The organism is Chromobacterium indicum (genome assembly GCF_039708975.1).
Taxonomy (GTDB): Bacteria; Pseudomonadota; Gammaproteobacteria; order Burkholderiales; family Chromobacteriaceae; genus Chromobacterium; species Chromobacterium piscinae.
The window spans coordinates 115,855-141,595 of sequence record NZ_JAYFSJ010000002.1 but is presented as its reverse complement, the minus strand read 5'-3'; the positions used below and the strand labels follow the sequence as shown (position 1 = coordinate 141,595).

General features: G+C 66.0%; 25 protein-coding genes. 14 read left to right on the top strand and 11 right to left on the bottom strand.

What is annotated here, in order from left to right:
- Positions 1 to 28 precede the first annotated feature (28 nt).
- The gene (metE, locus tag VA599_RS03230) at positions 29 to 2,311 is read right to left on the bottom strand and encodes a 5-methyltetrahydropteroyltriglutamate--homocysteine S-methyltransferase (protein ID WP_346787659.1); all 2,283 of its coding nucleotides are present in this window, start codon (positions 2,309 to 2,311) and stop codon (positions 29 to 31) included.
- A 100-nt stretch (positions 2,312 to 2,411) separates the two neighbouring features.
- Here metE and VA599_RS03225 point away from each other — a divergent pair, with 100 nt between their 5' ends.
- Entirely contained in the window at positions 2,412 to 3,338 is a 927-nt protein-coding gene (locus VA599_RS03225; protein ID WP_031296237.1) for a LysR family transcriptional regulator, read from the top strand.
- Here VA599_RS03225 and VA599_RS03220 read toward each other — a convergent pair.
- Entirely contained in the window at positions 3,318 to 3,935 is a 618-nt protein-coding gene (locus VA599_RS03220; protein WP_021476629.1) for a hypothetical protein, read from the bottom strand. The two genes, VA599_RS03225 and VA599_RS03220, sit on opposite strands and share 21 nt — an antisense overlap.
- 188 nt (positions 3,936 to 4,123) lie before the next feature.
- Here VA599_RS03220 and VA599_RS03215 point away from each other — a divergent pair, with 188 nt between their 5' ends.
- The 5 genes from VA599_RS03215 (at position 4,124) to VA599_RS03195 (ending at position 8,880) form a co-directional block, all read left to right on the top strand.
- Positions 4,124 to 5,452, top strand: a complete 1,329-nt coding sequence (locus tag VA599_RS03215; protein WP_346787658.1) for an MFS transporter — start codon at positions 4,124 to 4,126, stop codon at positions 5,450 to 5,452.
- Positions 5,449 to 6,141: a transglutaminase-like domain-containing protein gene (locus tag VA599_RS03210; RefSeq protein WP_346787657.1), complete on the top strand. Its 693-nt coding sequence runs from the start codon at positions 5,449 to 5,451 to the stop codon at positions 6,139 to 6,141. Before VA599_RS03215 ends, VA599_RS03210 begins: the two co-directional genes overlap by 4 nt.
- Before the next feature lie 69 nt (positions 6,142 to 6,210).
- Entirely contained in the window at positions 6,211 to 7,491 is a 1,281-nt protein-coding gene (locus tag VA599_RS03205; RefSeq protein ID WP_346787656.1) for a phenylacetate--CoA ligase family protein, read from the top strand.
- 10 nt (positions 7,492 to 7,501) lie between these two features.
- Positions 7,502 to 8,323: a pyridoxal-phosphate dependent enzyme gene (locus VA599_RS03200; protein WP_346787655.1), complete on the top strand. Its 822-nt coding sequence runs from the start codon at positions 7,502 to 7,504 to the stop codon at positions 8,321 to 8,323.
- Between the two features lie 23 nt (positions 8,324 to 8,346).
- Complete coding sequence (locus VA599_RS03195; RefSeq protein ID WP_346787654.1) at positions 8,347 to 8,880, top strand: hypothetical protein; 534 nt, start codon at positions 8,347 to 8,349, stop codon at positions 8,878 to 8,880.
- Positions 8,881 to 8,923: 43 nt separating this feature from the next.
- On the opposite strand, the gene VA599_RS03190 is transcribed toward VA599_RS03195, so the two are convergent.
- A complete protein-coding gene (locus VA599_RS03190) occupies positions 8,924 to 9,082 on the bottom strand; it encodes a hypothetical protein (protein WP_021479028.1) in 159 nt (52 codons plus the stop codon).
- Positions 9,083 to 9,241: 159 nt separating this feature from the next.
- Here VA599_RS03190 and VA599_RS03185 point away from each other — a divergent pair, with 159 nt between their 5' ends.
- Positions 9,242 to 9,742, top strand: a complete 501-nt coding sequence (locus tag VA599_RS03185) for a VOC family protein (RefSeq protein WP_346787653.1) — start codon at positions 9,242 to 9,244, stop codon at positions 9,740 to 9,742.
- On the opposite strand, the gene VA599_RS03180 is transcribed toward VA599_RS03185, so the two are convergent.
- The 5 genes from VA599_RS03180 to glnA form a co-directional block, all read right to left on the bottom strand.
- Positions 9,739 to 10,488, bottom strand: a complete 750-nt coding sequence (locus VA599_RS03180; protein ID WP_104947916.1) for a substrate-binding periplasmic protein — start codon at positions 10,486 to 10,488, stop codon at positions 9,739 to 9,741. The genes VA599_RS03185 and VA599_RS03180 overlap by 4 nt on opposite strands.
- 96 nt (positions 10,489 to 10,584) lie before the next feature.
- A complete protein-coding gene (gene ntrC / locus VA599_RS03175) occupies positions 10,585 to 11,988 on the bottom strand; it encodes a nitrogen regulation protein NR(I) (RefSeq protein ID WP_104947915.1) in 1,404 nt (467 codons plus the stop codon).
- Positions 11,989 to 12,015: 27 nt separating this feature from the next.
- On the bottom strand, positions 12,016 to 13,074 hold the full coding sequence (glnL, locus tag VA599_RS03170; protein ID WP_021479024.1) for a nitrogen regulation protein NR(II): 1,059 nt from the start codon (positions 13,072 to 13,074) through the stop codon (positions 12,016 to 12,018).
- A gap of 121 nt (positions 13,075 to 13,195) precedes the next feature.
- Positions 13,196 to 13,663, bottom strand: a complete 468-nt coding sequence (locus VA599_RS03165) for a DUF4124 domain-containing protein (protein ID WP_021479023.1) — start codon at positions 13,661 to 13,663, stop codon at positions 13,196 to 13,198.
- A 120-nt stretch (positions 13,664 to 13,783) separates the two neighbouring features.
- Positions 13,784 to 15,202 (bottom strand): type I glutamate--ammonia ligase, encoded by a 1,419-nt coding sequence (gene glnA / locus VA599_RS03160; protein ID WP_021479022.1) that lies wholly within the window; start codon positions 15,200 to 15,202, stop codon positions 13,784 to 13,786.
- 271 nt (positions 15,203 to 15,473) lie between these two features.
- Here glnA and VA599_RS03155 point away from each other — a divergent pair, with 271 nt between their 5' ends.
- The 6 genes from VA599_RS03155 (at position 15,474) to VA599_RS03130 (ending at position 20,883) form a co-directional block, all read left to right on the top strand.
- Entirely contained in the window at positions 15,474 to 15,926 is a 453-nt protein-coding gene (locus VA599_RS03155) for a rhodanese-like domain-containing protein (protein WP_031296983.1), read from the top strand.
- Positions 15,927 to 16,132: 206 nt separating this feature from the next.
- Positions 16,133 to 16,954 carry a shikimate dehydrogenase gene (aroE, locus tag VA599_RS03150; RefSeq protein ID WP_021479020.1) on the top strand — a complete coding sequence of 274 codons (822 nt, stop codon included), beginning with the start codon at positions 16,133 to 16,135 and terminating at the stop codon, positions 16,952 to 16,954.
- Positions 16,955 to 16,956: 2 nt separating this feature from the next.
- A complete protein-coding gene (gene mtgA / locus VA599_RS03145) occupies positions 16,957 to 17,643 on the top strand; it encodes a monofunctional biosynthetic peptidoglycan transglycosylase (protein WP_346787652.1) in 687 nt (228 codons plus the stop codon).
- Between the two features lie 221 nt (positions 17,644 to 17,864).
- Positions 17,865 to 19,304, top strand: coding sequence for a magnesium transporter (gene mgtE, locus VA599_RS03140; protein ID WP_021479018.1), 1,440 nt, complete (start codon positions 17,865 to 17,867; stop codon positions 19,302 to 19,304).
- 7 nt (positions 19,305 to 19,311) lie between these two features.
- Complete coding sequence (prmC, locus tag VA599_RS03135; protein WP_021479017.1) at positions 19,312 to 20,133, top strand: peptide chain release factor N(5)-glutamine methyltransferase; 822 nt, start codon at positions 19,312 to 19,314, stop codon at positions 20,131 to 20,133.
- A 3-nt stretch (positions 20,134 to 20,136) separates the two neighbouring features.
- Positions 20,137 to 20,883 carry a phosphatase PAP2 family protein gene (locus VA599_RS03130; RefSeq protein WP_346787651.1) on the top strand — a complete coding sequence of 249 codons (747 nt, stop codon included), beginning with the start codon at positions 20,137 to 20,139 and terminating at the stop codon, positions 20,881 to 20,883.
- 64 nt (positions 20,884 to 20,947) lie between these two features.
- On the opposite strand, the gene VA599_RS03125 is transcribed toward VA599_RS03130, so the two are convergent.
- Positions 20,948 to 21,427, bottom strand: coding sequence for an FKBP-type peptidyl-prolyl cis-trans isomerase (locus tag VA599_RS03125; protein WP_021479015.1), 480 nt, complete (start codon positions 21,425 to 21,427; stop codon positions 20,948 to 20,950).
- A 140-nt stretch (positions 21,428 to 21,567) separates the two neighbouring features.
- Between VA599_RS03125 and VA599_RS03120 the strand changes: the two genes are divergently transcribed.
- Positions 21,568 to 22,701, top strand: a complete 1,134-nt coding sequence (locus VA599_RS03120; RefSeq protein WP_346787650.1) for a ribosomal protein uL16 3-hydroxylase — start codon at positions 21,568 to 21,570, stop codon at positions 22,699 to 22,701.
- Between the two features lie 724 nt (positions 22,702 to 23,425).
- Here the strand turns inward: VA599_RS03120 and bamC are convergent.
- Complete coding sequence (gene bamC / locus VA599_RS03115; protein ID WP_021479013.1) at positions 23,426 to 24,535, bottom strand: NlpB/DapX family lipoprotein; 1,110 nt, start codon at positions 24,533 to 24,535, stop codon at positions 23,426 to 23,428.
- Between the two features lie 26 nt (positions 24,536 to 24,561).
- On the bottom strand, positions 24,562 to 25,437 hold the full coding sequence (gene dapA, locus VA599_RS03110) for a 4-hydroxy-tetrahydrodipicolinate synthase (RefSeq protein ID WP_346787649.1): 876 nt from the start codon (positions 25,435 to 25,437) through the stop codon (positions 24,562 to 24,564).
- Between the last annotated feature and the right edge of the window lie 304 nt (positions 25,438 to 25,741).

Sequence of the window (25,741 nt, the reverse complement as noted above, 5' to 3'; positions counted from 1 at the left end):
GCCGGGGCGTCGTCTTTCGCGCCGCGGCCTACGCGGTTTGCGCCAGCTGTTCCCTCAACTCCAGGCTGACCTGCACCATCGCCGCCAGCGCGGCATCCACCTCCGGCCAGCCGCGGGTTTTCAGGCCGCAGTCCGGATTCACCCACAGCCTCTCGGCCGGAATCACCTTCAGCGCCTTGTCCAGCAAAGTCCGGATTTCGCTGGCGGACGGCACGCGCGGACTGTGGATGTCGTAGACGCCGGGGCCGATGGCATTGGGATAGCGGAAGCGGCCGAAGTCCGTCAGCAGCTCCATGTCGGAGCGCGAGGTTTCGATGGTGATCACGTCGGCGTCCAAGGCGGCGATGGCCGGCAGGATGTCGCCGAATTCCGAGTAGCACATATGGGTGTGGATCTGCGTCGCGTCGTCTACGCCGCGGCTGGACAGGCGGAATGCCTCGCCGGCCCAGGCCAGGTAGCCTTCGCGGTCGGCGCGCTTCAGCGGCAGGCCTTCGCGTATCGCCGGTTCGTCGATCTGGATCACGCGGATGCCGGCGGCCTCGAGATCCCGCACCTCGTCGTTCAGCGCCAGCGCGATCTGGCGGCAGACTGCGCTTCTGGGCAGATCGTCGCGGACGAAGCTCCACTGCAGGATGGTGACCGGGCCGGTCAGCATGCCCTTCACCGGCTTGGCGGTCAGGCTTTGCGCGTAGCGCGCCCAGTCTACGGTCATCGGAGCTGGGCGGCCGACGTCGCCGAAGATGATGGGCGGCTTCACGCAGCGGCTGCCGTAGCTTTGCACCCAGCCGCCGGCGGTGAAGGCGAAGCCGGTCAGCTGTTCGCCGAAGTATTCCACCATGTCGTTGCGCTCGGCTTCGCCGTGCACCAGCACGTCCAGCCCCAGCACCTCCTGGCGGCGGATCGCCAGCTCGATTTCCTGCTCCATCGCTTGCCGGTAGTCGGCGGCGGACAGCTCTCCCTTCTTGAACGCGGCGCGGCTGGCGCGGATGGCCGGCGTCTGCGGGAAGGAGCCGATGGTGGTGGTGGGCAAAGGCGGCAGTTTGAGCCAGGCTTGTTGCCGTTTGGCGCGGACCGGGTAGGCGCTGGCGCGGCGGTCGGCGTTCGCCGGCAGCGCCGCCAGCCGCTCGGCCACCGCCGGGTTGTGGATGCGCGGGCTGGTTTGGCGCTGCGAGCGGGCGAAATCGCTGCCGGCCAGCTCGTCCGAGACGGCGGCGCGTCCTTCCTCCAGCCCGCGTTTCAGCGTTTTCAGCTCGTTCAGCTTCTGCACGGCGAAAGCCAGCCAGGTTTTCAATTCGGGATCGAGCGCGGTTTCCGCGGCGGCGTCGAAAGGACTGTGCAGCAGCGAGCAGCTGGGGGCCAGCCACAGCCGGTTTCCCAATGTTTCCGCCAGCGGCCGCAGGCGGGCGAGCAGGGCGGACAGGTCGGCGCGCCAGATGTTGCGGCCGTCTATGATGCCCGCGGACAGCACCTTGTCGGCCGGATAGTCGGGCAGGAAGGCGGAAATCTGCTCCGGTGCCCGGATCAGGTCAAGGTGCAGGCCGGCCACCGGCAGCGACTTCAGCAGCGCTGCGTGCGCGGACACGTCGCCGAAGTAAGTGGCCAGCAGCAGCTTGGGCGCGGACGGGCTCAATTGCGCGTAGGCCGGCGCGAAGGCGTCCTGCCATTCCGGCTCTAGATCCAGAGCCAGGATGGGTTCGTCGATCTGCGCCCATTCCGCGCCGGCGGCGCGCAGCGCTGCCAGCAGTTCGCGGTAGGCGGCCACCAGGCCGGGCAGCAGCGACAGCTTGTCGAAAGGCTCGCCTTTGGCCTTGCCCAGCCACAGCAGGCTGAGCGGCCCCAGCAGCGCCGGCTTGGCGGCCACGCCCAGCGCGCGCGCTTCGCGGATCTGGGACAGCAGACGCTCGGGCTGCGCGGCGAAGGCGGTGTCGGCTCGCCATTCCGGCACCAGGTAGTGGTAGTTGGTGTCGAACCACTTGGTCATTTCCAGCGCCGGCTGGGCGGCGTTGCCGCGCGCCAGTTCGAAATATTGCGCGGTGGTGAGCGTAGCCGCGTCGAAGCCGAAGCGCGGCGGCGCGGCGCCGACCAGAAGCTGGGCGTCCAGCACGTGGTCGTACAGCGAGAAATCGCCGACCGGGCTCAGCTCGACACCGGCGCCTTTCTGCAGCAGCCAGTGCTTCTGGCGCAGCTCCTTCGCGCCCTGCAGCAGCGAGGCTTCGTCCAGCTCGCCCTGCCAATGGTTTTCCAGCAGGGTTTTCAGTTCGCGCTTGGCGCCGACGCGGGGGAAGCCAAGCAGGTGGGTGGGGTGGCTCATGCGTGCGTTCCTGTTTTGTTTTGTCGTGATGGAACAAGCATCTGTCATTGCGGTGTATGATTCAAACTCATTATTTTGCTGTTCAACATGAATGAAATCGATGATGAGCGTGCTGGAACTGAGGCATTTGAAGAGTCTGCTGGCATTGGCCGAAACCGGCAGCGTGTCGCAGGCGGCGCAGCGGGTATTCCTGACGCAATCGGCGCTGTCGCATCAGCTCAAGCAGCTGGAGGCCGCCTATGGCCTGACGCTGTTCGAGCGCAAGACCCAGCCCTTGCGTTTCACGCCGGCCGGCGAGCGGCTGCTCAGGCTGGCGCGCGAGCTGCTGGCCCAGGTGGCGGCGGCGGAGCGCGACCTGGCGCGCATCCGCCAGGGCGAGGCGGGCGAGGTGAGGGTGGCGGTGGAGTGCCATACCTGCTTCGACTGGCTGATGCCGGCGATGGACCGGTTCCGGCGCAACTGGCCGGCGGTGGAGCTGGACATCGTGTCCGGTTTTCACGCCGATCCTGTCGGCCTGCTGCTCAGCGACCGCGCCGATCTCGCCATCGTGTCCGAGGCGGAGCCGCAGGCCGGGGTGGTCCATCTGCCGCTGTTTTCCTATGAGATGGTAGGCATCGCCGCGCGCGAGCATCCATTGGCGGCGAAAACGGCGTGGAAGGCGGAGGATTTCGCCGCCGAGACGCTGATCCACTATCCGGTGGCCGACGAGATGCTGGACCTGCTGCGCAAGCTGCTGCTGCCCGCCGGCGTCAATCCCGCGCGGCGCACCGCCGAGCTGACCATCGCCATCATCCAGCTGGTGGCCAGCCGGCGCGGTGTGGCGGTGCTGCCGTACTGGGCGGTGCAGCCTTATCTGGAGCGCGGCTATGTGGTGGCCCGCCAGGTGGGGGAGGAGAAGCTGCGCAGCGAGTTGTACGCGGCGCTGCGCGAGGACGACGCCGATCGCGCCTATATGCAGGACTTTGTGCAGACGGTGCGGGATAGCAGCTTCGCGACCCTGCCCGGCCTATCGCGGCTGGAGGCCTGAGCGGCCGGCTTCGGTCCGCAGCATGGGCAGCAAGGCGTCCAGCCGTTGCCGGCATTGCGGGCGCAGCCGGCGGCTGTTGGACGCCATCGCGGCGGCGCCGCCGATGTCCCGCACCGCTTGCTGGAACGGCGCCCAGCCGGCCAGCAGCCACGCCGGCTGGGGAGAAGAGGCCGGGCAGGCCGCCGCCGCGGGCGCGCCGGCGCCGCACAGTTCGCGCAGCCTATCGTTGGCTCGCGCCAGGATGTCTTTTTCCGCTTCCGCCATTTCCACTTTCTCCAGCCGCAGCAGATAGATGCGGGCGGCCAGCCAGTCTGCCTCGTCGCTCAGGCGGGCCGGCGTCGGCCTGACGCGCGGGCGTCGGGCGGCCAGCAGCATCGCCAGCGTGCGGATCTCGGGCAGCATCGACTCCAGCAGCCAGCCGCTGTGGCGCTGCCGCGACAGCCAATCGGCCAGCGGATGGCGGGCAAGATCCAGGCTCAGGCCCAGGCATTCGCCGTCGCGGACCAGGGCGATGGGTTTCAGCTCGGCTCGCCGCGGCTCAGGGAAAGCCAGGATGCCGATATGGTTTTCAAATGGTCTGTTTCCTGTTGGCGACATGGCGGAGCTGCGCGGGAGGCCGCGTCCTGGTTGAGTTATGGTTTGATCGACATCAATGACATAAGGAAATAAACAATTAACTTATTCCCAAAATGAATATTTCGTTTGACTTCGGCGGGCATTGTTGCGCACCATATATTTGAAATCAATATATTTTTATGAATTAAAATTATATGGGAGAGGAATCGATGTCGGCCAGGCAACTGGATGTCGGCGAATTGATCAATCGCGAGCGCTTTTCCGCGCGGCAATGGCGCATCCTGATCCTCTGCTTCCTGATCGTGCTGTGCGACGGCTTCGATACCGCCGCCATCGGCTATATCGCGCCGGCGGTGATCCGCGACTGGGGCGTGGCGCGCACCCAGCTGGGGCCGGTGATGAGCGCCGCGCTGTGGGGGCTGGCCGCCGGCGCGCTGCTGGCGGGGCCGCTGGCCGACCGGATCGGCCGCAAGCGCGTGCTGCTGGGGGCAGTGTCGCTGTTCGGCGCGATGAGCGTCGCGGCGGCCGGCGCCGCCGACCTGTCGGCGCTGGCCTGGCTGCGCTTCGCCACCGGCCTAGGGCTGGGGGCGGCGATGGCCAACGCGGTGACGCTGATGTCCGAGTATTCTCCGGAGCCGCGGCGGGCCTTCATCGTCAGCGCCATGTTCTGCGGCTTTCCGCTGGGCGCGGCCTGCGGCGGGCTGCTGGCTTCGTGGCTGGTGCCGCACTCAGGCTGGCGCAGCGTGCTGCTGCTGGGCGGCGTCGCGCCCTTGTTGCTGCTGCCGGCGATGTGGCTGTTGCTGCCGGAGTCGCTGCGCTTCCTGCTGCTGCGCGGCGGCGACGGCGAAGCCCGCCGCATCCTGAAGCGGCTGCTGCCGAACGCGCCGCTGGGCGATGGCGACAAGCTGGTCGTGCGGGAGGAGAACAAGACGCCGGGATTGCGGCTGGTCTGGTCCGCCGATTACCGGACCGGCACGCTGCTGTTGGCGGCGGCCTATTTCATGGGTCTGCTGATCTTCTATCTGCTGACCAGCTGGCTGCCCATCCTGATCAGCGACAGCGGCATGGATTTGCGGCAGGCGGCGCTGCTGACCGCGCTGTTCCCGTTCGGCGGCCTGCTGGGCAGCACGCTGACCGGCTGGCTGATGGACCGCTACGACGCGCACCGGGTGCTGGCGCTGGCCTATCTGCTGACCGGCGCGCTGGTGTTCTGCATCGGCCAGGCGCTGGACAACCACGGCCTGCTGGCGCTGACCATCTGTCTGGCCGGCATCGCGATGAACGGCGCGCAGGCGTCGATGCCGTCGCTGGCGGCGGCTTACTATCCGACCGCGGGCCGGGCCAGCGGCGTGGCGTGGATGATGGGGATAGGCCGCTTCGGCGGCATCGCCGGCGCCTTGCTGGGCGCGACGCTGCTGAAGCTCCACTTGAGCCTGCCGCTGTTCTTCGTCCTGCTGTCTTTGCCCGCGTTGCTGGCCGCCGCGGCCTTGCTGCTCAAGCGGCGCGCCGTCGCCATCGGAAGGAGGGCTTGGGCATGAACGGGAAGACGATAGCTAGCGTGCTGGAGACGGTGCGGCGCCAGGCTCTGCCGGCCGACGACCGCGAGTACTGCGTCGCCCTGCACGACTATGTGCGCGATCAGGTGCGTTTCGGCTTCACCACCGGTTTCGAAAGCGTGACGCCGGAGCAGACGCTTATCCTGGGGCGGGGGCATTGCAACGCCCAGGCCGACCTGCTGTGCGCGCTGCTGCGCGGCGCCGGTTTCGAGGCCGGCCTGCGCTTCGTCGCCTTGGACAAGCGCATCCTGCGCCACGCGGTGCCGGCCCCGGTGCTGTTCTGCCTGCCGCCCAAGCTGTTCCACGCAGTCACCCAGGTCGGGCTGGGCGGCCAGAGGCTCAATATCGACAGCTATATCTTCGACCGCTCGGGCTTTCGCCAGCAGCGGGCGCGCTTGCGCGCGGCCGGTCTGGAGCGCGGATTCGGCCTGGGGCAGGGCGCGGTCTGCGATTGGAATGGCCGCGGCGATGCGTTCTCCCAGGCCGAGCCGGGAAACCTCGCGTCGGACAACCCCCGGTTTTCCACGCTGGCCGAGGCAGTGGCCAGCCGGGCCGGCAACAATACCCTGCTGGGCGTCCATTTCAACCAGTGGCTGGCCTGCGTGCCGACGCCGCTGCGCCGCGTCAGCGAGCGCTATCTGAACAGCCGCCTGGGGCCCGCCATGACTTAGCGGCCGCTGCGGCGTCGTGGCCGGCCTGTGGGCCGGCGTCTGATTGCAAGTTCAACGAGGAAACAAACCATGTTGCCTGTAGCAAGGATTGCTCGCGTCGTCGAGCAGGCGTCGCTGCGTCCGTTCTATCCGCGCCATTGGGGCGCGGAGCGCGGCCAGATCATGCAATGGCTGCGCGACGGCGAGTATCACCGGGTGCCGGTGATCCGCAAGCAGGATCTGTCCAATCACTGGGACGAATTGATGGAGTACGGCGACTTCACCGACGTCGTCAGCTCTTCCGGGACCACCGGCCGGCCGGTGGAACTGCCGGTGCATCGGCTGCAAGAGATGGTGTGGGTGGATTGCGTGGCGCGGGTGCTGACCGAGCTGGGCGCGAAGCCCGGCGACCGCATGCTGCACCTGCTCAGCAACAACGACATGTTCACGCTGGGGCCGCTGGTGCTGCAGGCGGCCAAGAAAGTGGGGCTGGGGCCGTTCCGCTGCTCGCCGCAGCGCACGCGGCGCATTCTGGACGTGGTGCATTACCACCAGCCGGCTTTCGTGGTCGGCAATCCGGTGGTGATGCTGGAGCTGGCGCAGACCATGGGCGCGGACTTTCCGGCGCCGGAGTGCTTGCCGGACTACGCCTATTTCGGCGCCTGCGGCGCTTTCGACGCCGACAACCGGCCGACGCCGGTGGCGCAGAAGGTGATGGAGCTGTGGGGGCTGAAGGACGCGCTCAACGAATACGGCTGCAGCGAGCTGGGCTCGGTCGGCCACGAGTGCCTTCAGCATCGCGGCTTCCACATCAACGACGACGCGGTCCACGTCGAGCTGATCGATCCCGAAACCGGGCTGCCGGCCGCGCCGGGCCAGCCCGGCGAAGTGGTGGTCACCTCGCTGACCCTGCCGCGGGGCTTCATCGCGGTGCGCTACGGCACCGGCGACATCGCCAGCTGGCTGGACGACAGCCCCTGCGACTGCGGCCGCCGCAGTCCGCGGCTGGGCGCCATCATCGGCCGGGTCGACCACCAGCTGAAGATCCAGGGCCAGACCGTTTACCCGGACCTGATCTTCGACGTGCTGGGCCGGGTGGACGGGATAAGCAATGAACTGGTGGTGCGCTGTCCGGATGATCAGGGCGGCCAGCGGGTGGAGGTGTGGCTGTCCGCCGAGTCGGGAGGTGGCGCGGACATCGTCCGCCGGGTGGGCGAGATGCTGCTGCAGCGGCTGGCGGTGGCGCCCAGCCTGCGCCTGGTGCCGTCCGATCTGATCCAGAAGCTGAAGCAGGACAAGATGGCCAGCGGCAACGGCGTCAAGGTGCCGCGCTTCATCGATCTGCCGCTGCCCGTCCATGCTTATCTGTGAGGGATTTCCCATGACGCCATTGCTGCCGGCGCCGGGCCTGCTGTCCGGCTTGAGCCTGAAACTCGAATACCTGAACCCTTCGCTGTCGATCAAGCACCGCTCGTTGCCGACGACGCTGCTCGAACGCGCGCGCGCCGGCCGGATAAGCCGCGACGCGACGCTGGTGATCATGACCGCCGGCAGCGCTGGGGTCAGCGTCGCCTGGGCGGCGAGCCAGATAGGCTGCAAGGCGCTGCTGCTGATGCCGGACAGCGCGCCGGACAGCGTGGTCAATTACGCGCGCTGGCTGGGGGCCGAGGTGGAGCGCCGTCCGCATCCGCAGCTGCAGGAGCTGCTGGACGCCCATCGCGGCATGCCGGGCAGTCATGTGGTCGAGCAATTGAGCGACACGGAATTGATCGGCCATTACCGGGAGGTAGGGGAGGAGCTGCTGCGTCAGGCGCCAGGGCTGACGGCAGTGACGGTGTCGGCCGGCACCTGCGCGTCGCTGATGGGCATCGCCGAAGCGCTGGCGCCGGCCGGGGTGCCGGTCTACGCGGTGGAGCCGGCGGAGGCGGCGGTGCTGTCTGGCGAGCCGTGGCGGCCGCACAATATCCCGGGCCTGGCGCCGCCGGCGCCGACGCGGCTGTTCCGGCGCGAGGCGGTGGCCGGCATCGTGCCGGTGGCGTCGGAGCTGGCCTGGAGCGCGGCGCGCGAGGCGCTGGCCGCCTGCGGCGAGCCGGTGGGGCCGTCGTCCGGCGCGGCCATCGCCGCCGCGCGCATGCTGCGCGGCCGCGGCGTGGACGGCGATATCGTCGCGGTCTGCTCCTCGCACATGGTCACCAGCCTGTGAGGCTGCATCAGGCCGGTGCCGGGGTGGTCCGTCTCCCGCCGCCCTTGCTGGGCGCCGGGCCGGCGCGGCCGGCCATCGAGATTCCCTGGCGGGAGGCGTGGCCGGTGGCGCCGGAGGAGATCTGCGCCTGCAGCCGCGAGGCGCTGGTCCACCATGGATACATGACCGGCGCGCTGCAAGCCAGCCGTGGTTGCTCGCTGCGCATCCGCCGGTTGTGGCAGCGCCACGACGCGCGCCGGCTGGAGCGCAGCATCCTGCTGCTGGACGAGCGGCAGCACTGCCATGTGGCGGCCTGGATCAAGATAGAACTGCTGGCTTTCGAGCCGCGGCTGAAGCGGCAACTGGTGGAGTCGGACCTGCCGTTCGGCAGCATACTGGCGCGGGCGGGCATCCGCCCATCGTTCTCCGGCCGACAGTATTTCGCCTTGCCCGGGCTGTTCGCCGCCAGCGGCGCCATCGCCTACCGCCGCTGCTGCGACGGGCATTACGGGCGCAGCCATTGCATGCTGGGCGAGGATGGCAGGGTGCTGGCCGAGGTGTACGAAGCGCTGCCCTGAGCGCCGCGCGGAAGCGCGGAGGCCTGCGCCTCGGCAGGCTGGTTCAGCGCAGCGTGTGGGTCAGCAGGTAGTAGGCGATGTACAGCCAGCTCAGGAAGCCGTGAATGATCGCCCACAGAATGGAATGATTGGCCGACCATGACAGGGCGACCGCGATCAGCGTGCCCAGAGAGAAGCCGTATCCAGCGCGGCGCGTGTTCATGATTGGGAGACTCCTGCAAAAGTGGATGGGGCCAGTGTACGGCCATCGGCCATATCGTGGCATGATTGACTTCAACGCGGCCGGCGGGATTTCGTATGCATGCCGCGCGGCATGGCTTGGACCGCGCCGGGCTTTTTCAATCCAGAATTCAGGTGACAGATGGGCATCAAACGACTCAACCATGCCGTGCTTTATGTCAGCGATGTGGCGGACAGCGCGGCTTTTTACCGCGATGTGCTGGGCTTTCGCCCCAAGGGCGACGCCGCTTCCCGCCGCGCGGTGTTCGCGCAGGCCGCGCACTCCGACAACGACCATGACCTGGCGCTGTTCCAGCTCAATCTGGGCCAGCAGCGTTCGGGCCCTTTCAGTCCGAGCGGCGTGACGCCGGCGCCCCATCAGCCCAGGGCCGGCCTGTACCACCTGGCCTGGGAGGTGGACACCATCCAGGAGCTGAAGCGGATACGCGACCATCTGGCCGAGATCGGCAAGCTGGGAATGGAAGAAGACCACGGTGTGCACAAGAGCGTGTACGGCCATGACCCGGACGGCTTGTTGTTCGAAGTGTGCTGGTTTGTGCCGGAGGCGGCGCTGGACGCTCGCGACCGCGAGCCCGGCGACGGCCGGCTGGATTGGGCGCGCGAGCTGGCCCGCGGCGCTTAGCCGTTATCCGGCAGGTAGGCCGCGCGCAGCCGCGGCAATTGCCGCCACAGGCATTCGGTCTGTCGCGGGTGGCGGTGGGCGTAGCCGCGGCTGAACACCCAGTAATAGGTTTTGCTGAGCAGGGGAGGCGACAGCCGGCGGATCTTGAGTTCCGGATGATGGCGCAGGTAGAGGTCGCCGGCTTGCCGATGAACCGCGTAGGCTTGGATGCGGCCCGCTTGCAGCTTGGCGAAGTTGTCGCTGACGGCGTTGCCGTTTTCCACCCGCAGGCCTAGCTCCCGCAGATCCCTTTCTATGGACCAGCCGCGATTGATGCCGACCGGTCCTTCCAGGCCGCGCAGCCGGGCGCCGTTCCAGCTCAGGTCGCTGTCGTCGCGGATGTAGAAGGCATAGTCGAAGGTGGCCATGCGGCGGCTCGGGTCTGCCTGGCCGTTGCGCATCGGATAGGCCATCAGGCCGCGGCGCGGAGGCTGGTAGGACAGCAGCAGCGCGCCATCCAGCCTATCCAGCTCCAGGTTTTGCACCAGGCGCTTGCCGGGCTGCCGCAGAAAGCGCGCGTCCAGTCCGCAGCGGCTCAGCGCGCTCCGAGCCAGGTCGATGGCCCGGCCGCGGGGCGGGCTGTCGGCCGCCGGGTCTTCGATCATATAGGGGCTGGTCAGCGCGTCGCTGATGCCGACGCGCAGTGGTTCCGCGGCGGACAGTGACAGGGGGCACAGACAAGCCAGCACGATGGGCAGACGGGACATCGGATATTCGGACTGGGGAAAGGTCTGTCCATTTTATCAAAATTAATTGAAAATATGCTGATTGTTTCATCGTTGTTTGATTAACAATCGACTGTGCTAGCCGCCGCGCTCCAATCCCAGCTCCTGAATCTTGCGGGTCAGCGTGTTGCGCCCCCAGCCCAACAGGTGGGCGGCTTCCACCCGGCGGCCGCCGGTATGGCCGAGGCTAGCGCGGATGCAGGTGGTTTCGAAGCGGCGGGTCAGCTCGTCGACGATGCCGACATCGCCGGCGCGCAGCCGGCGGCGGATTTCTTCCTCCAGCATCCGGTTCCAGTCGCCATCGGGGCAGGCCGCGGCCTCGGCTTGCGGCTCGCGCAGTTCCGGCGGCAGGTCGGCCACTTCTACGGTTTGGCCCGGCGCCATCACGCAGATCCACTGGCACAGGTTTTCCAGCTCGCGCACGTTGCCGGTGAAGGCGCTGCGCTGGATCAGCGCCATCGCCGCCTCGGACAGGCGCTTGGACTCCACGCCCAGCTGGGAGGCGCTCTTAGCCAGGAAGTGGCGGGTCAGCAGCGGGATGTCCTCGCGCCGTTCGCGCAGCGGCGGCAGCCGCAGCCGGATCACGTTGAGGCGGTGGTACAGGTCTTCGCGAAACTGGCCGTCGCGCACCCGCTGTTCCAGATTCTGGTGGGTGGCGGCGATCACCCGCACATTGGCCTTGATCGGCGTGTGGCCGCCGACGCGGTAGAAGTGGCCGTCGGACAGCACTCTGAGCAGCCGCGTCTGCAGCTCGGTCGGCATGTCGCCGATCTCGTCCAGGAACAGCGTGCCGCCCTCGGCTTCCTCGAAGCGGCCGCGCCGCGTGGCCAGCGCGCCGGTGAAGGCGCCTTTCTCGTGGCCGAACAGCTCCGACTCCAGCAGGTCCTTCGGTATCGCCGCGGTGTTGAGCGCGATGAAGGGCTTGCCGGCGCGCACCGAGTGGCGGTGCAGCGCCTCGGCCACCCGCTCTTTGCCGGTGCCGGATTCGCCGGTGATCAGCACTGTGACGTTGGACTGGGCCAGCCGGCCGATGGCGCGGAACACGTCCTGCATCGCCGGCGCCTGGCCCAGCAGCACCGGCATCGCTTCCGGACTATCTGCGCCGGCGTCCTGCGCCTCGCTCTCGGCCAGCGCGCGCTCGATCAGCAGCACCGCCTGGTCGATGTCGAACGGTTTGGGCAGGTATTCGAAGGCTCCGCCCTGAAAGGCCGACACCGCGGAGTCCAGGTCGGAGTGGGCGGTCATGATGATCACCGGCAGCTGCGGATGCTCGGTCTTGACCTTGGCCAGGAATTTCAGGCCGTCGGTGCCCGGCATGCGAATGTCGGAAATGATGGCCTGCGGCTTGTCGTCGTACAGCGCGTTGAGCGCGTCGTCGGCGCTGGCGAAGCTGTCGAAGGCGATGCCGGCGCGGGTCAGCGCCTTTTCCAGCACCCAGCGTATCGCCTTGTCGTCGTCTATGATCCAGACCGGCTTGGCCATGGCGTTTCTCCTCGTGTTCTTTTGTCGTTATCCGGCTGCGTCGCCGAAGGGCAGCAGCACGGTGAAGCAGGTCTGGCCCGGCCGCGAGTCGAACTCTATGCTGCCGCCGTGCTGATGGACGAAGGCCTGGGCCAGCGTCAGTCCCAGGCCGGTGCCTTCGGCGCGGCCGGTGACCAGCGGGTAGAAGATGTGGTCGCGGATGTCGTCGGGTATGCCGGGGCCGTCGTCGATGATCTGCAATTTCAGTGCCAGCTGGTGGCGTTTGCGCGCCAGCGTGATCTGCCGGGCCACCCGGGTGCGCAGCGTGATGCGGCCCTGGCCGCGCAGCGCCTGCACCGCGTTGTTGACGATGTTGAGCACCACCTGGATCAGCTGCTCCTTGTCGGCGGACAGCAGCGGCAGGCTGGTGTCGTAGTCGCGGACCACGGCGAGGCCCTGCGGATGCTGGGCCAGCGCGATGCTGCGCACCCGCTCCAGCACCTCGTGGATGTTGATCGGCCCGCGGTTGTGGCTGCGGTGCGGCGCCAGCAGGCGGTCCACCAGCGTCTGCAGCCGCAGCGCCTCCTCGGTGATCACCTCGGTGTATTCCTTCAGCTCCGGCCGGTCGGCCAGCTCGTGCTCCAGCAACTGCGCCGCGCCGCGGATGCCGCCCAGCGGGTTCTTGATTTCGTGCGCCAGATTGCGGATCAGCTCGCGGTTGGCCTGGTGCTGCATCAGCGAGCGCTCTTCGTTGGCGATCTTCAGTTGCTGGTCCAGCGGCCTGAGCTCGATCAGCGCCTGGCAGCCTTCGACATCGATCGGCGTGATCGACAGCATCACGTGCAGCGCCGCGTCGTTGTGCAGCGGCTTCAGCTCCAGGTCATGCTCGATGTAGCTGGCGCCCTGGCCGAGCGCGGTGGCGAGCGCCTGGAGCAGTTCGGGGCAGGGCTGGAACAGGTCGGGCAGCGCGTGGCGCAGCAATTCGCGGCTGCCCAGCGCCAGCAGGTTCTCGCAGGCGGGGTTGACGAAGCGCAGCGCGGCGTCCGCGTCGCAGATCAGCACCGGGGTGTCCAGGAGCTCCAGTCCGGCAAAGCTGGGTATCGTCATGGGATGGCTTGGATGGTGGTGTCGCGCTGAACGCAGCAATAAGCGCGCCAGCCCGTAGGACCGCGGCGCGGGGCGCGGACGCGCGTCCTTGCGCAAGTGTGCACCATAATGGTGCGAATGGCTATGGCAGGCCCAGTTCCTTCTTCAGCGCCTGGACGTTCTTTTCGCGGTCGGTGACTTCGTTCTGCAGTTTCTGCACCCGGTCCAGATACTTCTGGTAGTTGCGGGCCTCGTCTCCCAGCCGCACTGCCTTGCCGTCGGCCAGCGCCTTCTTGGCGGCGTCCAGCGCCTTGGCTTCGTTGGACAGCTCCTGCTCCAGTATCTTCTTGCGGCCGCCGTCGCGCTGTTTCTGGGTATCGGCATCCACATTGGGATAGCCGCCGGACGCGGCCGGCTTGCCGGCGGAGGCGCCGTTGTTCTTGGCGCGCTGGCTGGGATAGGAGGACAGCGGGTTCAGCTTGATCGGCTGCGCGCCGCGGATCGGCACATTGGTGTAGGTGACGTTGCCTTGCGGGTCGACGTACTTGTAGATGGTGGCCGCCTGGGCCGCCCCGCAGGCCAGCAGCAGGCAGAGTGCGAATGTCTTCATCGTCCGGATACAGGGTGTGGATCGCCCTTGCATGATAAGCAAATCGGGCCGCCGCGTCATTTATGCGAAAGCAAGAAAAACGGCAGCCTGGGCTGCCGTTCCGATTGACGCGTTTTCTGCTTACAGCGAGTAGTACATCGCGAATTCCACCGGGTGGGTGGTCATGCGGGCCAGGTTGACTTCCTGCATCTTCAGTTCGATGTAGGCGTCGATCCACTCGTTGGAGAACACGCCGCCGCGGGTCAGGAACTCGCGGTCCTTGTCCAGCGCGGCCAGCGCTTCGTCCAGGCTGGCGCACACGGTCGGGATCAGCTTGTCTTCTTCCGGCGGCAGGTCGTACAGGTTCTTGTCCGCGGCGTCGCCCGGGTGGATCTTGTTCTGGATGCCGTCCAGGCCGGCCATCAGCAGCGCGGAGAAGCACAGGTACGGGTTGGCCAGCGGATCCGGGAAGCGCGCTTCGATGCGGCGGCCCTTGGGGCTGGCCACGTGCGGGATGCGGATCGAGGCGGAGCGGTTCTTGGCGGAGTAAGCCAGCTTCACCGGCGCTTCGTAGTGCGGCACCAGGCGCTTGTAGGAGTTGGTGCCCGGGTTGGTGATCGCGTTCAGCGCCTTGGCGTGCTTGATGATGCCGCCGATGTAGTACAGCGCGGTGTCGGACAGGCCTGCGTAGCCTTCGCCCGCGAACAGGTTCTTGCCGTCTTTCCAGATGGACTGGTGGACGTGCATGCCGGAGCCGTTGTCGCCGACGATGGGCTTGGGCATGAAGGTGGCGGTTTTGCCGTAGCTATGGGCGACGTTGTGCACCACGTACTTCAGGATCTGGGTCCAGTCGGCGCGCTGGGTCAGCGTGCTGAACTTGGTGCCGATCTCGTTCTGGCCGGCGGTGGCCACTTCGTGGTGGTGCACTTCAACCGGCACGCCCAGCTCTTCCAGCAGTAGCACCATCGCGGAGCGGATGTCCTGCGACGAATCCACCGGCGGCACCGGGAAGTAGCCGCCCTTGATGCCCGGACGGTGGCCCATGTTGCCGCCTTCGAATTCCTCGGCGGACGCCCATGCGGCTTCCTCTGCCTTGATCTTGACGAAGCAGCCGGACATGTCGGCGCCCCAGGTGATGCTGTCGAAGATGAAGAATTCCGGCTCCGGGCCGAAGTAGGCGGTATCGCCGTGGCCGGATGCCTTCAGGTAGGCTTCGGCGCGCTTGGCGATGGAGCGCGGGTCGCGGTCGTAGCCCTTGCCGTCGGCCGGATCGATCACGTCGCAGTGCATGAACACGGTCGGCTCGTCGAAGAACGGGTCGAGGCGGGCGGTGGCCGGGTCGGCCATCAGCAGCATGTCGGAAGCCTGGATGCCTTTCCAGCCGGCGATGGAGGAGCCGTCGAAGGCGTGGCCGCGCTCGAACCACTCGTCGGCGTCTTCCAGCAGCACATGCGCCGGGATGGAGACGTGCTGTTCTTTGCCGCGGGTGTCGGTAAAGCGCAGATCGACAAATTTGACGTCGTTTTCTTGGATCAGTTTGACTACGTCGGCTACTGCCATGTTTTATCTCCTGGAAGGCAACGTGCACCCAAGGGCAAGTGCGTGAAAATTTTGGTACGTCCCGGTAAGCAGGAAGCGTGCCAGCCTCTGAAACGCTGCTGCTGCATTGTGTCATAGCCGCTTTGGCTTATCCAGCCGGCTGGAATGACTAGACTTGAACCAATCTGGTGCCTCGTCCCAGACAGTGCACCGATATGGTGCAATTTGCCAGCCATGCCGGGTGGGTCGATAATCGCCAACATAAGCCCGAAGTGTTGCAGGAGGAAAACAGATGAGCAGAATGAAACTGATTCTGGAGGCCGCGCACCAGCGCGCCGAACAGTTGGACCTGTCCTACAGCGGAGCGGTGCTGCCCGACGAGGCCTATGAATTGATGCAAGGCCTGCCCAAGGCGGTGCTGCTGGATGTGCGCAGCCATGCGGAGTGGCAATTCGTCGGCACCGTGCCCGGCGCGGTGAACATCGAATGGCGCAGCTATCCCGGCATGGAGCCGAATCCCAATTTTCTGGCCCAGTTGACCCATCAGGTGGACCCGGAGGCGGTGCTGCTGGTGATCTGCCGCTCCGGCGCCCGTTCCGACCAGGTGGCGCGGCTGGCGGCGGACAACGGCTACAGCGAGGTGTACAACGTGCTGGAAGGCTTCGAGGGCGACCGCGACGGCGATGGCCACCGCAACTCGGTCGGGGGCTGGCGCTGGCGCGGCCTGCCTTGGGTGCAGGGCTGAGCGCAGTCCTTGTCCGAGGCGGTTGAAGTTTGCGGCGTTAAGCGGCAAAGTGTGGGGTGAACCCGCAGCTTCGATCTGTCGACAAAGCCACGATGCGCCGTACGGCGCATTCCCGATGGGCGCACGCCCGGTTTCAGGGCGCGCCGGGGGACTTTGTCGGCGGCGTCTTGGCCGCACAAAACATATCGCATTTTGGAAAGCCGGACATGACCGACCGTTACGCCGTAATCGGCAACCCGATCTCCCATAGCCAGTCGCCGTTCATCCACGAGGAGTTCGCCCGGGCCACCGGAGAGGACATCAGCTATGAGCGCCTGTTCGCCGACATCGGCCGCTTCAACGAGGTGGTGGGCGAATTCGTGGCCAAGGGCGGCAAGGGGCTGAACATCACGCTGCCGTTCAAGGGCGACGCCTTCCGCTACGCGTCCGAGCTGACCGAGCGAGCGCGCGCGGCCGAGGCGGTGAACACGCTGGCCTTCCGCGACGGCAAGGTGTACGGCGACAACACCGACGGCGTCGGCCTGGTGCGCGACATTGTGGAGAATCTGGATTACCCGATCGCCGGCCGCCGCGTGCTGATCCTGGGCGCCGGCGGCGCGGTGCGCGGCGTGCTGGAGCCGATTCTGGAGCAGAAGCCCGCCAGCCTGACCATCGTCAACCGCACCGTGATCAAGGCCGAGGCGCTGGCCCATCACTTCGCCCGCTACGGCAAGGTGGAGGCGGTCGGCTACGCGGCGCTGGAAGGCCGCAGCTTCGACATCATCATCAACGCCACGTCCACCAGCCTGAACAACGAGATGCCGCCGCTGCCGCACGGCGTGTTCACCTCGCGCACGTTGGCCTACGACATGGTGTACAGCGCCGGCCTGACGCCGTTCCTGCAGCGCGCCCAAGGCGAAAACGCCGGCATGCTGGCCGACGGCCTGGGCATGCTGGTGGAGCAGGCGGCCGAGTCGTTCTCCATCTGGCGCGGCGTGCAGCCGGAGACGCGCAAGGTGACCAATATGCTGAGGGAAGTGCTGGCCTGAGCATGACGCGCATCCTGTTCAAGATCCTGGCGGCCCTGGTGGCCGCCTTTCTGCTGTATAACCTGTGGGTGCTCGGCCATATCGTCTACTGGCGCGACCACAATCCCGGCGCCAGTTCCTTCATGAACGAGCAGCTGGCCAGGCTGCAGCAGGACGACCCCGAGGCCGAGCTGCGCCACAAGTGGGTGCCGTACGACAAGATATCGCCGAATCTGAAACGGGCGCTGATCGCCTCCGAGGACGCCAAGTTCGTCGATCATGAAGGCTTCGACTGGGACGGCATCGAGGCGGCGTTCGAGAAAAACCTGAAGAAGGGCAAGATCGTCGCCGGCGGCTCCACCATCAGCCAGCAGCTGGCCAAGAACCTGTTCCTGTCCAGCGGCAAGACGCCGTGGCGCAAGCTGGAGGAGGCGTTGATCACGGTGATGCTGGAGTCGGTGCTGGACAAGCGCCGCATCTACGAGATCTACCTGAACGTGATCGAGTGGGGCAACGGCGTGTTCGGCGCCGAGGCAGCCTCGCGCTATTACTTCCGCACCGGCGCCTCGCGCCTGTCGTCGTCCCAGGCCGCCAAGCTGGCCGCGATGGTGCCGAATCCGCGCTATTACGACGAGCATCGCGGCGCGCCGGGCCTGGCGCGCAAGACCCGCATCATCCAGCGCCGGATGGGCTACGTCGAACTGCCCTGATCCCGCTTTCCCCACCCGTCGCCGCGTCCGCGGCGGCGGGTGGAAGCCGCTTGTGACGATATGTTACAATCGCGACTTTCTTTTCGCGCGCCGCGGGCACGCCGCGGCCAACGCAATGGACTTACCCAGTTATCCCTTAATCGAATCCCGTATCACTCTATAAAATCCCGCCTCACACCGTCGGCCCCCTTCGCGCGCCCAGTGGGCGGAAGGAGACGTGCATGACGGTTGCCTACAAGCAACAATCCGCCGATCGTCTGCAGGAAAGCCTGGGCCTGGTGCAGCGCCTGATCGAGCGCCAGCGCCAGCTTGAACATCTTGCTACGCGTCAGGACGCGGCCGAAGCCGCCGCCGATCCGCAGGCGCCGCGACACAATCTGCTGGAACTGGGACAGAAACTGTCCCAACTGCACCCGGCCGACATCGCCCACGTGCTCGAGGCGCTGCCGCTGGAAGACCGGCTGCTGGCCTGGGACCTGACCGATCCCTCGCGCGACGGCGCGGTGCTGCTGGAAGTGTCCGACGCGGTGCGCGAGTCGCTGATCGAGGTGATGGAGCCCGACGAGCTGGTGGCGGCGCTGGACGAACTGGACGCCGATGAACTGGCCGAGCTGGCGCCGGACCTGCCGCGCCAGGTGGTGTACGAGGCGATGGGCCGGCTGGACGAGGAAGAGCGCGGCCAATTGCAGGCGGTGCTGTCCTACGACGACGACCGCGTCGGCGCGCTGATGGATTTCGAGCTGGTGAAAATCCGCGCCGACGTCAGCTGCGAAGTAGTGCTGCGCTACCTGCGCCGTTTCGACGATCTGCCCGGCCAGACCGACAAGATCTTCGTCACCGACGACGCCGGCCTGCTCAAGGGCGTGCTGTCAGTGCGCAAGCTGCTGGTGTCTGATCCGGACACGCTGGTGGCGGAGGCGATGGCCACCGAGGTGGTCAGCTTTCATCCGGACGAGCCGGCGGTGGACGCCGCTCAGGCCTTCGAGCGCTATGATCTGGTCAGCGCGCCGGTGGTCGACGAGCGCGGCGCGCTGTTGGGCCGGCTGACCGTGGACGCGATGGTGGACGTGATCCGCGAGGAGTCCGACAGCGAAATGCTGAACCTGGCGGGCCTGAAGGAAGAGGAAGACCTGTTCGCGCCGGTGATGGATTCGGTGAGGAACCGCTGGTCCTGGCTGGCGATCAACCTCTGCACCGCCTTCTTCGCCTCCCGCGTGATCGGCGCCTTCGAACATTCCATCGCCCAGTTGGTGGCGCTGGCGGCCTTGATGCCCATTGTCGCCGGCATAGGCGGCAATTCCGGCAACCAGACCATCACCATGATCGTGCGCGCGCTGGCCATGGGCCAGATGCAGGTCGGCCAGGCCGGCCGGCTGTGGCGGAAGGAGCTGGGCGTCAGCGTGATCAACGGCATGGCCTGGGGCAGCGTCATCGGCGCGGTGGCTTGGCTGCTGTACGGCAGCGTGTCGCTGGGTCTGGTGATGCTGGCGGCGATGACGCTGAACCTGATGCTGGCCGCCACCATGGGGGTGATGATCCCGACGCTGATGCAGAAGCTGGGCAAGGACCCGGCGCTGGGCTCCAGCGTATTGATCACCGCCTGCACCGATTCCGGCGGCTTTCTGATTTTCCTGGGGCTGGCCACCCTGTTCCTGCTGTAATAGAACCATGCCGACCATAGAACAGGCGCTGCGGCGCCACCCCCTGCCCAGGCTGGAGTCCCGGATGCTGCTGACGCACGCCTGGCCCGGCTTGACCCACGCCGCCATCATCGGCCATCCCGAGCGCGAACTGCCGGACGGGGCCGCATCCGCCTTCGACGCGCTGGCCGCGCGCCGCCTGGCCGGCGAGCCGATGGCCTATCTGCTCGGCGCGCGCGAATTCTACGGCCGCGATTTCCAGGTCCGTCCGGGAGTGCTGATTCCGCGGCCTGAGACTGAGCATCTGATCGAGCAGGCGCTGTCCCGCGTCGATCCGGCCGCTCCGGCGCGGGCGGTGGACCTGGGCACCGGCAGCGGCATCATCGCCGTCACGCTGGCGCTGGAAGCGCCGGACTGGGTTGTGGGCGCGGTGGATGTCTCCGCCGACGCGCTGACCGTCGCGCGCGGCAATGCCGACGCGCTGGCCGCCCGGGTCGATTTTCGGCTGGGCAGCTGGTTCGATCCGCTGGACGCCGGCGCTCGCTTCGATTTGATCGTGTCCAATCCGCCGTATATTGAGCGCGACGACCATCATCTGGCCGAAGGCGACCTGCGCTTCGAGCCGCGCGGCGCGTTGACCGACGAAGCCGATGGCCTGGCCTGCCTGCGCGAGATCGCCGCCGGCGCGCCGGCCAGGCTGGCCGGCGGCGGCTGGCTGATGGTCGAGCACGGCTACGACCAGGGCGAGGCGGTGAGGGGGCTGTTTTCCGCCGCCGGCTTGAGCCAGGTGGAAACCATGCGCGATCTGGCCGGCCAGGACCGCATCACCGTCGGGCGCAAGGCGGACTGAGCGATGGCCGGGCTTCGTCGATTCTGGCCGGCCGTCCTGCTGGCGGTATTGAGCGCGGCGCTGGCGGCCTGGCCGCAGGCCAACCGCCAGTTGTTTTTGTTCCTGCATCCGCTGCTGCATCATCTGCCGGCGCCGCTGTGGCGCTTTTTCAGCGTGTTCGGCGATTGGCCGACCGCATTGGCGCTGATGCTGGCCATGTGCTGGCGCGAGCCGCGGCGCTTGCCGGCGCTGATCGCCGGCGGCGCGGCTGCCATCGCGCTGGCGGTGCTGTTGAAAGCGGGCTTCGCCGTGCCCAGGCCGCCGCAGGTGTTGCCGCAGGGCATGGTGGATTTGCTGGACCGCTTGCCTGGCAACGGCTCTTTCCCGTCCGGGCACGCGATGGCTTCGGCAGCGCTGGCCACTTTCGCCTGGCGCGGCATAGGCTGGGGCAGGGCGGCGGCCTGGCTGCCGCTGGCCGGGCTGGTGATGTTGTCCAGGATCGCTATCGGCGTGCACTGGCCGCTGGATCTGACGGTGGGCGCGCTGCTGGGCTGGGGAGCGATGAGGCTGGCGCTGCGTTTCGCCTGGTCGGATGGCTGGCCGCGCGACATTGCCCGCACGGCCGAGTTGATTCTGCTGGTGTTGCTGGCCGGCGCCCTGGCCTGGCTGCTGGGACACCGCGGCGTGTTCGCCGAATATTGGCTGCGCGCGGCGATCGCGGGCGGAGTGCTTGTGGTCGGATTCTGGCGCTTTGCCCGGAGCGGGCACTGAGGGCAAATAAAAAGCGGCCCGGAGGCCGCTTTTTCAGACAGGGCGATGAATCGCCGCTTGCCGATCAGTGGTGGTGGCCGTGTTCGCCGTGGGCGTGGCCATGGCTGACTTCGTCAGCGCTGGCGGCGCGCACTTCCACTACCTTGGCGGAGAAGCGGATGCTCTGGCCGGCCAGCGGGTGGTTGGCGTCGACGACGGCTTTGCCGTCGGCGATGTCGGTGACGCGGAACAGCAGCAGTTCGCCGGTTTCCGGATCGTCAGCTTCGAATACCATGCCGACTTCGACGTCGGCCGGGAACACTTCCAGATCTTCCACGCGGATCAGCTCTTCTTCCGGGTCGCCGAACGCGTCGTCGGAGGTCAGCTTCACATCGACGGATTCGCCGACGTTTTTGCCTTCCAGCGCCTCTTCCACCAGCGGGAAGATGCCATCGTAGCCGCCGTGCAGGTAGCTGATCGGCTCTTCGGTCTTGTCGAGCAGGTTATTGTCGACGTCGAACATCTCGTAGTGGATCGTGACGATGGTGTTTTTGGCGATTTGCATGAGTTGAATATCCGTGATGGATGGTAAAAAAACTTGACAGGGACGGTCCCGAGGGTGTTCCTTCCACCGCAAGATAGGACGTTCGCGCGTCCGCTGGCGTATTGTAAACCATAGACGGGCAGCTGAGCCCGTAAAAGCTGATGAATACCACAAACTTGCTGGGCGGCATGTCGCCCGAACAATTCCTCGCCGAATACTGGCACAAGAAACCTCTGTTGATCCGCGGCGCCTTGACCGATGTCGGCCCGCACGTCGATTTTTCGGTGCTGTCCGAGCTGGCGCAGCGCGACGACGCCGAGTCGCGGCTGATCGAGTACAAGAAGGACAAGTGGCACCTTGAGCGCGGCCCGTTCCGCGCCTCGCGCTTCCGCCGGCTGGCCGATACCGACTGGACGCTGCTGGTCCAGGGCGTCAACCATCACCTGCCGCACATCGACGATATCCTGTGGCGTTTCAACTTCATCCCTTATGCCAGGCTGGATGATCTGATGATCAGTTATGCTCCGCCTGGCGGCACGGTCGGTCCGCATTTCGACGCCTACGACGTGTTCCTGCTGCAGGTGGGTGGCAAGAAGCGCTGGCAGATTTCCTCCCAGCATGACGACGACTTCATCGAGGACGCGCCGATCCGGGTGCTGAAGGACTTCCGCACGGAGCAGGAGTTCGTGCTGGAGCACGGGGACATGCTGTATCTGCCGCCGCACTGCGCGCACTACGGCGTGGCGCTGGAGCCGGGCATGACCTACTCGATCGGTTTCCGCGCGCCGCCGGCGCAGGAGCTGGCGACGCAGTTCCTGGTTTATCTGCAGGACCGCGTCTGCCTGGACGGCGTCTATGCCGATCCGGACCTGAAGCGGCAGGCCGATCCGGCGAGGATAGGCGACGAGATGATAGGGCAGGTGGCCGGCCTGTTGTCGCAGATCCGTTGGGACAAGGATACGGTTTGCGATTTTCTCGGCCACTATCTGACCGAGCCCAAGGCGCATGTGTTCTATGACGCGCCGGAAGACGAGTTGGACGAAGACGCGTTCGCCGAGGCATTGGCCGAGCGGGGGCTGGAGCTGGACCGCAAGAGCCAGATCCTGTTCTGCGATGCCTGCGTCTACTGCAACGGCGAGAAAGTGGACGTTTCCGATGGTGATTTTGCCGATTGGCAACACTTCGGCAATCGCAGGAGGCTGCAAGCGGGCCGCTATTCCGCCGATATGATGGACGCGCTGTACGATGGTTACCTGTCAGGTTATTGGCATCTTTCGGCGAATGTCGCAGAATAACAACAGTTTTCTTGCTTGTATCGTTCGAGCAACGCGATGGAAGGCTGAATCCAGGGGGCAAACGCCCGTTTTAATGCTTGGACCGACACATGTCAGTCTGTGCTTGGCATTGTTGTTTTTTTAGATTTTTGCCCTCTATACAGCCATTTTTTTCGTGATACAATTTGCTCACTGATGGATTTTCAGTCGCCCGGCTTATTGTCGAGACCGTGCGATAACTGACGTCTTGTTCAACTTATCCTCAAAGGTAAAGAAAAAATGAAACAGTCGCTCCTCGTTGCTGCCCTGCTGGCCGTAGCCCTGTCCGCTTGCGGTAAAAAAGAAGCTCCGGCTGAAGCCTCCGCTCCGGCAGTTGAAGCGTCCGCTCCGGCCGCTTCCGCTCCGGCTGCTGAAGCTTCCGCTCCGGCCGCTTCCGCTCCGGCTGCTGACGCTTCCGCTCCGGCTGCTTCCGCTGCCAAGTAATTAGCGGCGAGCAACACAAAAAAACCGGCTTCGGCCGGTTTTTTTGCGCCTGCTGTTTGGCGCGGGATCGATGATTTGTAAATGTTTGGTGGAAAAACCACAGTTATTGCTGTCGAATACAAAGCGTTACATATTGCTATCGATAATCAGCAGCGCTATTTCATCTGGCGGTTTCTGGCGATCGGACGGCAATTAAATGAATCCCGCATAAGAAACAGCCCGCTTTCGCGGGCTGTTGTTTTTTGGTCCAAGGCTTGTTGCGTTATTGCAGCTCGGTCTGCAGTTTGCCGAGCGCCGCTTTGACGAAGTCGTCGGACAGCGGCTTGCCCTGCTTGTCCTGGATCTGCAGGGTAGTGGTGGCGCCCTGTTCGACCAGCTTGATCCGATACTCGGGGGCGGTCGGTTTGACCGCCTGGCCGTCCTTGTTCTTCCAGAAGGCCAGATTGGACCAGAAACCGCCGGATTCTTCCTTGTCGGTGTCGCCCTTGGCCGGCTTCACGTAGTACAGGCCCTGCGAGCGGTCGCGATCGGTGACGATCAGGCCGACGCGGTCCAGCGCCAGGCCGACGCGGCGCCAGGCGCGGTCGAAGCCGTCGGACAGCTGCAGTTGGCCGTCGACGATCGGATCCTGCGGCTTGGCCGGTTTGGCCAGCGTCTGCTTGACCTGGTCGCGGGCCTTCTCTTCGTTCATGCCCAGCCGCATCATGAAGCGGCCCAGCAGCTCGGCCTCCAGATTGGGATCGGTGGCGCGCGGCTGCCACACGGTGTTGGTCTTGCTGTTGTCGGCGTAGACCTCTTCCATGCCGCGATGCGAGAAGTAGACCTCGGTGCCTTGCGGGGTGTTTTCCAGGCGGATGCGGAACTTGTCGCGCTCGCCGGTGGAGTACACGCTGCCGAGACCGACGGTTTCCAGCAGCTTGCGCAGGCCGTCGTTAGGCAGTTTGGCGCGGTTTTCCGCCCAGTCGGTTTCCATGATGCCAAGGCCCGGGTCTTCGGTCTTGATCACGAAACCGTTTTCCTGCCAGAACGCCTTCAGCACCGGCCACAGCTCGCCGGCCTTCTTGTTGCCGACCAGCAGCCAGCGCTGGGTGCCGGCCCGCTCCATCTTGATGTTGTCCAGCTGATTGACTGCGACGGGGGAGCCGACTGCCGGCGCGGCGGCGTCGGCGCTGCTTGCGATGGCGCCGCCAGGCAGGTTGTACTTGTTCTGGACTTGCGGCGCGGTCAGGTCGGGCGGCACTTCCAGGCTGTTGGCGGTGGACTTCGGAGCGTCGGACTTGAAGTCCAGAGGCTTGCTCAGCGGTTGCTGGGTGCTGCAGGCGGCCAGAACGCCGCTTGCCAGCAGAATCGCGACGGACGCGCTTCGTTTCATGCTTACTCCCATCTTTCGGGGGTGAATCAAATGACTTCGGCTTGTTTCAGCGCCGCGTCCACCAGAGGTTGGGCGGCGGCGCTCAGCGGGGTCAGCGGCAGGCGGATGCCGGCGGGGATGCGTCGCATCCGCTCCAGCGCCCACTTGGCCGGGATCGGGTTGGGCTCCACGAACAGCTGCTTGTGCAGGCCTTGCAGCTTGTCGTTGATGGCGCGGGCCTTGCGGGCGTCGCCGGAGGTGGCGGCTTGGCAAAGCTCGCTCATTTGCTTGGGCGCGATATTGGCGGTGACCGAGATCACGCCGTGGCCGCCGCACAGCATGAAGGCCATGCCGGTGGCGTCGTCGCCGGAATACAGCGCGAAGCCTTCCGGCGCGCGCAGCGCCAGATCGCAAGCGCGGCCGATGTCGCCGGTGGCGTCCTTCAGGCCGACGATGTTCGGATGGACGGCCAGACGCAGCGCGGTGTCGTTGCTCATGTCGGCGACGGTGCGGCCGGGAACATTATAAAGGATGACGGGCAGCGGGCTTTGATCGGCGATGGCCTTGAAGTGCTGGTAGATGCCTTCCTGGGTGGGCTTGTTGTAGTAGGGCACCACCGACAGCACCATGTCGGCGCCGACATCGGCCGACAGCTTGCCCAGCTCGATCGCCTCGCTGGTGGCGTTGCCGCCGGCGCCTGCGATCACTTTGACCCGGCCCTTGGCGTACTCGACCACCGCTTTCACCACTGCGATGTGCTCTTCCACCGACAGGGTGGCCGATTCGCCGGTGGTGCCGACGGCGACGATGCCGGCGGTGCCGTTTTCGATATGGAACTCAACCAATCGTTGCAACGCCGCAAAATCCACCGCCCCATCGTTCGACATCGGTGTTACGAGCGCTACCAAGCTGCCGGTAAGCATAGTTTTGCCTATCTGGAATAAGGATTTACAAGGTTTACGATTGTATCGGAATTCGTCTGGCTGGCAAAAGTTCGTGAGACGCGGCCGCGCGAGGCTTCGGGGAATGGTCGCCGTTGTGATAGAATCCTACGTTTTTCCGATACTTAGAACTTGTTTGAGATCTTGCCCGGCGGCGGCCGTTTGATGGCTGCGCCGCGGCGTCAGTCCCCGCCGGGGGCGTTTGGCGAAGCCATGCGCCGGCGAAAAGAGGCCGGGAGACGCTCGCGAAAAGATCGCAAACAGGTTCACGGCCCTGGCTGAAGGA

What these genes read in the sequence shown, in the direction of transcription:
- metE (WP_346787659.1), bottom strand. Translation starts at nt 2,311, where the DNA reads ATGAGCCACCCCACCCACCTGCTTGGCTTCCCCCGCGTCGGCGCCAAG.
- VA599_RS03225 (WP_031296237.1), top strand. Translation starts at nt 2,412, where the DNA reads ATGATGAGCGTGCTGGAACTGAGGCATTTGAAGAGTCTGCTGGCATTG.
- VA599_RS03220 (WP_021476629.1), bottom strand. Translation starts at nt 3,935, where the DNA reads ATGTCGCCAACAGGAAACAGACCATTTGAAAACCATATCGGCATCCTG.
- VA599_RS03215 (WP_346787658.1), top strand. Translation starts at nt 4,124, where the DNA reads ATGTCGGCCAGGCAACTGGATGTCGGCGAATTGATCAATCGCGAGCGC.
- VA599_RS03210 (WP_346787657.1), top strand. Translation starts at nt 5,449, where the DNA reads ATGAACGGGAAGACGATAGCTAGCGTGCTGGAGACGGTGCGGCGCCAG.
- VA599_RS03205 (WP_346787656.1), top strand. Translation starts at nt 6,211, where the DNA reads ATGTTGCCTGTAGCAAGGATTGCTCGCGTCGTCGAGCAGGCGTCGCTG.
- VA599_RS03200 (WP_346787655.1), top strand. Translation starts at nt 7,502, where the DNA reads ATGACGCCATTGCTGCCGGCGCCGGGCCTGCTGTCCGGCTTGAGCCTG.
- VA599_RS03190 (WP_021479028.1), bottom strand. Translation starts at nt 9,082, where the DNA reads ATGAACACGCGCCGCGCTGGATACGGCTTCTCTCTGGGCACGCTGATC.
- VA599_RS03185 (WP_346787653.1), top strand. Translation starts at nt 9,242, where the DNA reads ATGGGCATCAAACGACTCAACCATGCCGTGCTTTATGTCAGCGATGTG.
- VA599_RS03180 (WP_104947916.1), bottom strand. Translation starts at nt 10,488, where the DNA reads ATGTCCCGTCTGCCCATCGTGCTGGCTTGTCTGTGCCCCCTGTCACTG.
- ntrC (WP_104947915.1), bottom strand. Translation starts at nt 11,988, where the DNA reads ATGGCCAAGCCGGTCTGGATCATAGACGACGACAAGGCGATACGCTGG.
- glnL (WP_021479024.1), bottom strand. Translation starts at nt 13,074, where the DNA reads ATGACGATACCCAGCTTTGCCGGACTGGAGCTCCTGGACACCCCGGTG.
- VA599_RS03165 (WP_021479023.1), bottom strand. Translation starts at nt 13,663, where the DNA reads ATGAAGACATTCGCACTCTGCCTGCTGCTGGCCTGCGGGGCGGCCCAG.
- glnA (WP_021479022.1), bottom strand. Translation starts at nt 15,202, where the DNA reads ATGGCAGTAGCCGACGTAGTCAAACTGATCCAAGAAAACGACGTCAAA.
- VA599_RS03155 (WP_031296983.1), top strand. Translation starts at nt 15,474, where the DNA reads ATGAGCAGAATGAAACTGATTCTGGAGGCCGCGCACCAGCGCGCCGAA.
- aroE (WP_021479020.1), top strand. Translation starts at nt 16,133, where the DNA reads ATGACCGACCGTTACGCCGTAATCGGCAACCCGATCTCCCATAGCCAG.
- mtgA (WP_346787652.1), top strand. Translation starts at nt 16,957, where the DNA reads ATGACGCGCATCCTGTTCAAGATCCTGGCGGCCCTGGTGGCCGCCTTT.
- mgtE (WP_021479018.1), top strand. Translation starts at nt 17,865, where the DNA reads ATGACGGTTGCCTACAAGCAACAATCCGCCGATCGTCTGCAGGAAAGC.
- prmC (WP_021479017.1), top strand. Translation starts at nt 19,312, where the DNA reads ATGCCGACCATAGAACAGGCGCTGCGGCGCCACCCCCTGCCCAGGCTG.
- VA599_RS03130 (WP_346787651.1), top strand. Translation starts at nt 20,137, where the DNA reads ATGGCCGGGCTTCGTCGATTCTGGCCGGCCGTCCTGCTGGCGGTATTG.
- VA599_RS03125 (WP_021479015.1), bottom strand. Translation starts at nt 21,427, where the DNA reads ATGCAAATCGCCAAAAACACCATCGTCACGATCCACTACGAGATGTTC.
- VA599_RS03120 (WP_346787650.1), top strand. Translation starts at nt 21,568, where the DNA reads ATGAATACCACAAACTTGCTGGGCGGCATGTCGCCCGAACAATTCCTC.
- bamC (WP_021479013.1), bottom strand. Translation starts at nt 24,535, where the DNA reads ATGAAACGAAGCGCGTCCGTCGCGATTCTGCTGGCAAGCGGCGTTCTG.
- dapA (WP_346787649.1), bottom strand. Translation starts at nt 25,437, where the DNA reads ATGCTTACCGGCAGCTTGGTAGCGCTCGTAACACCGATGTCGAACGAT.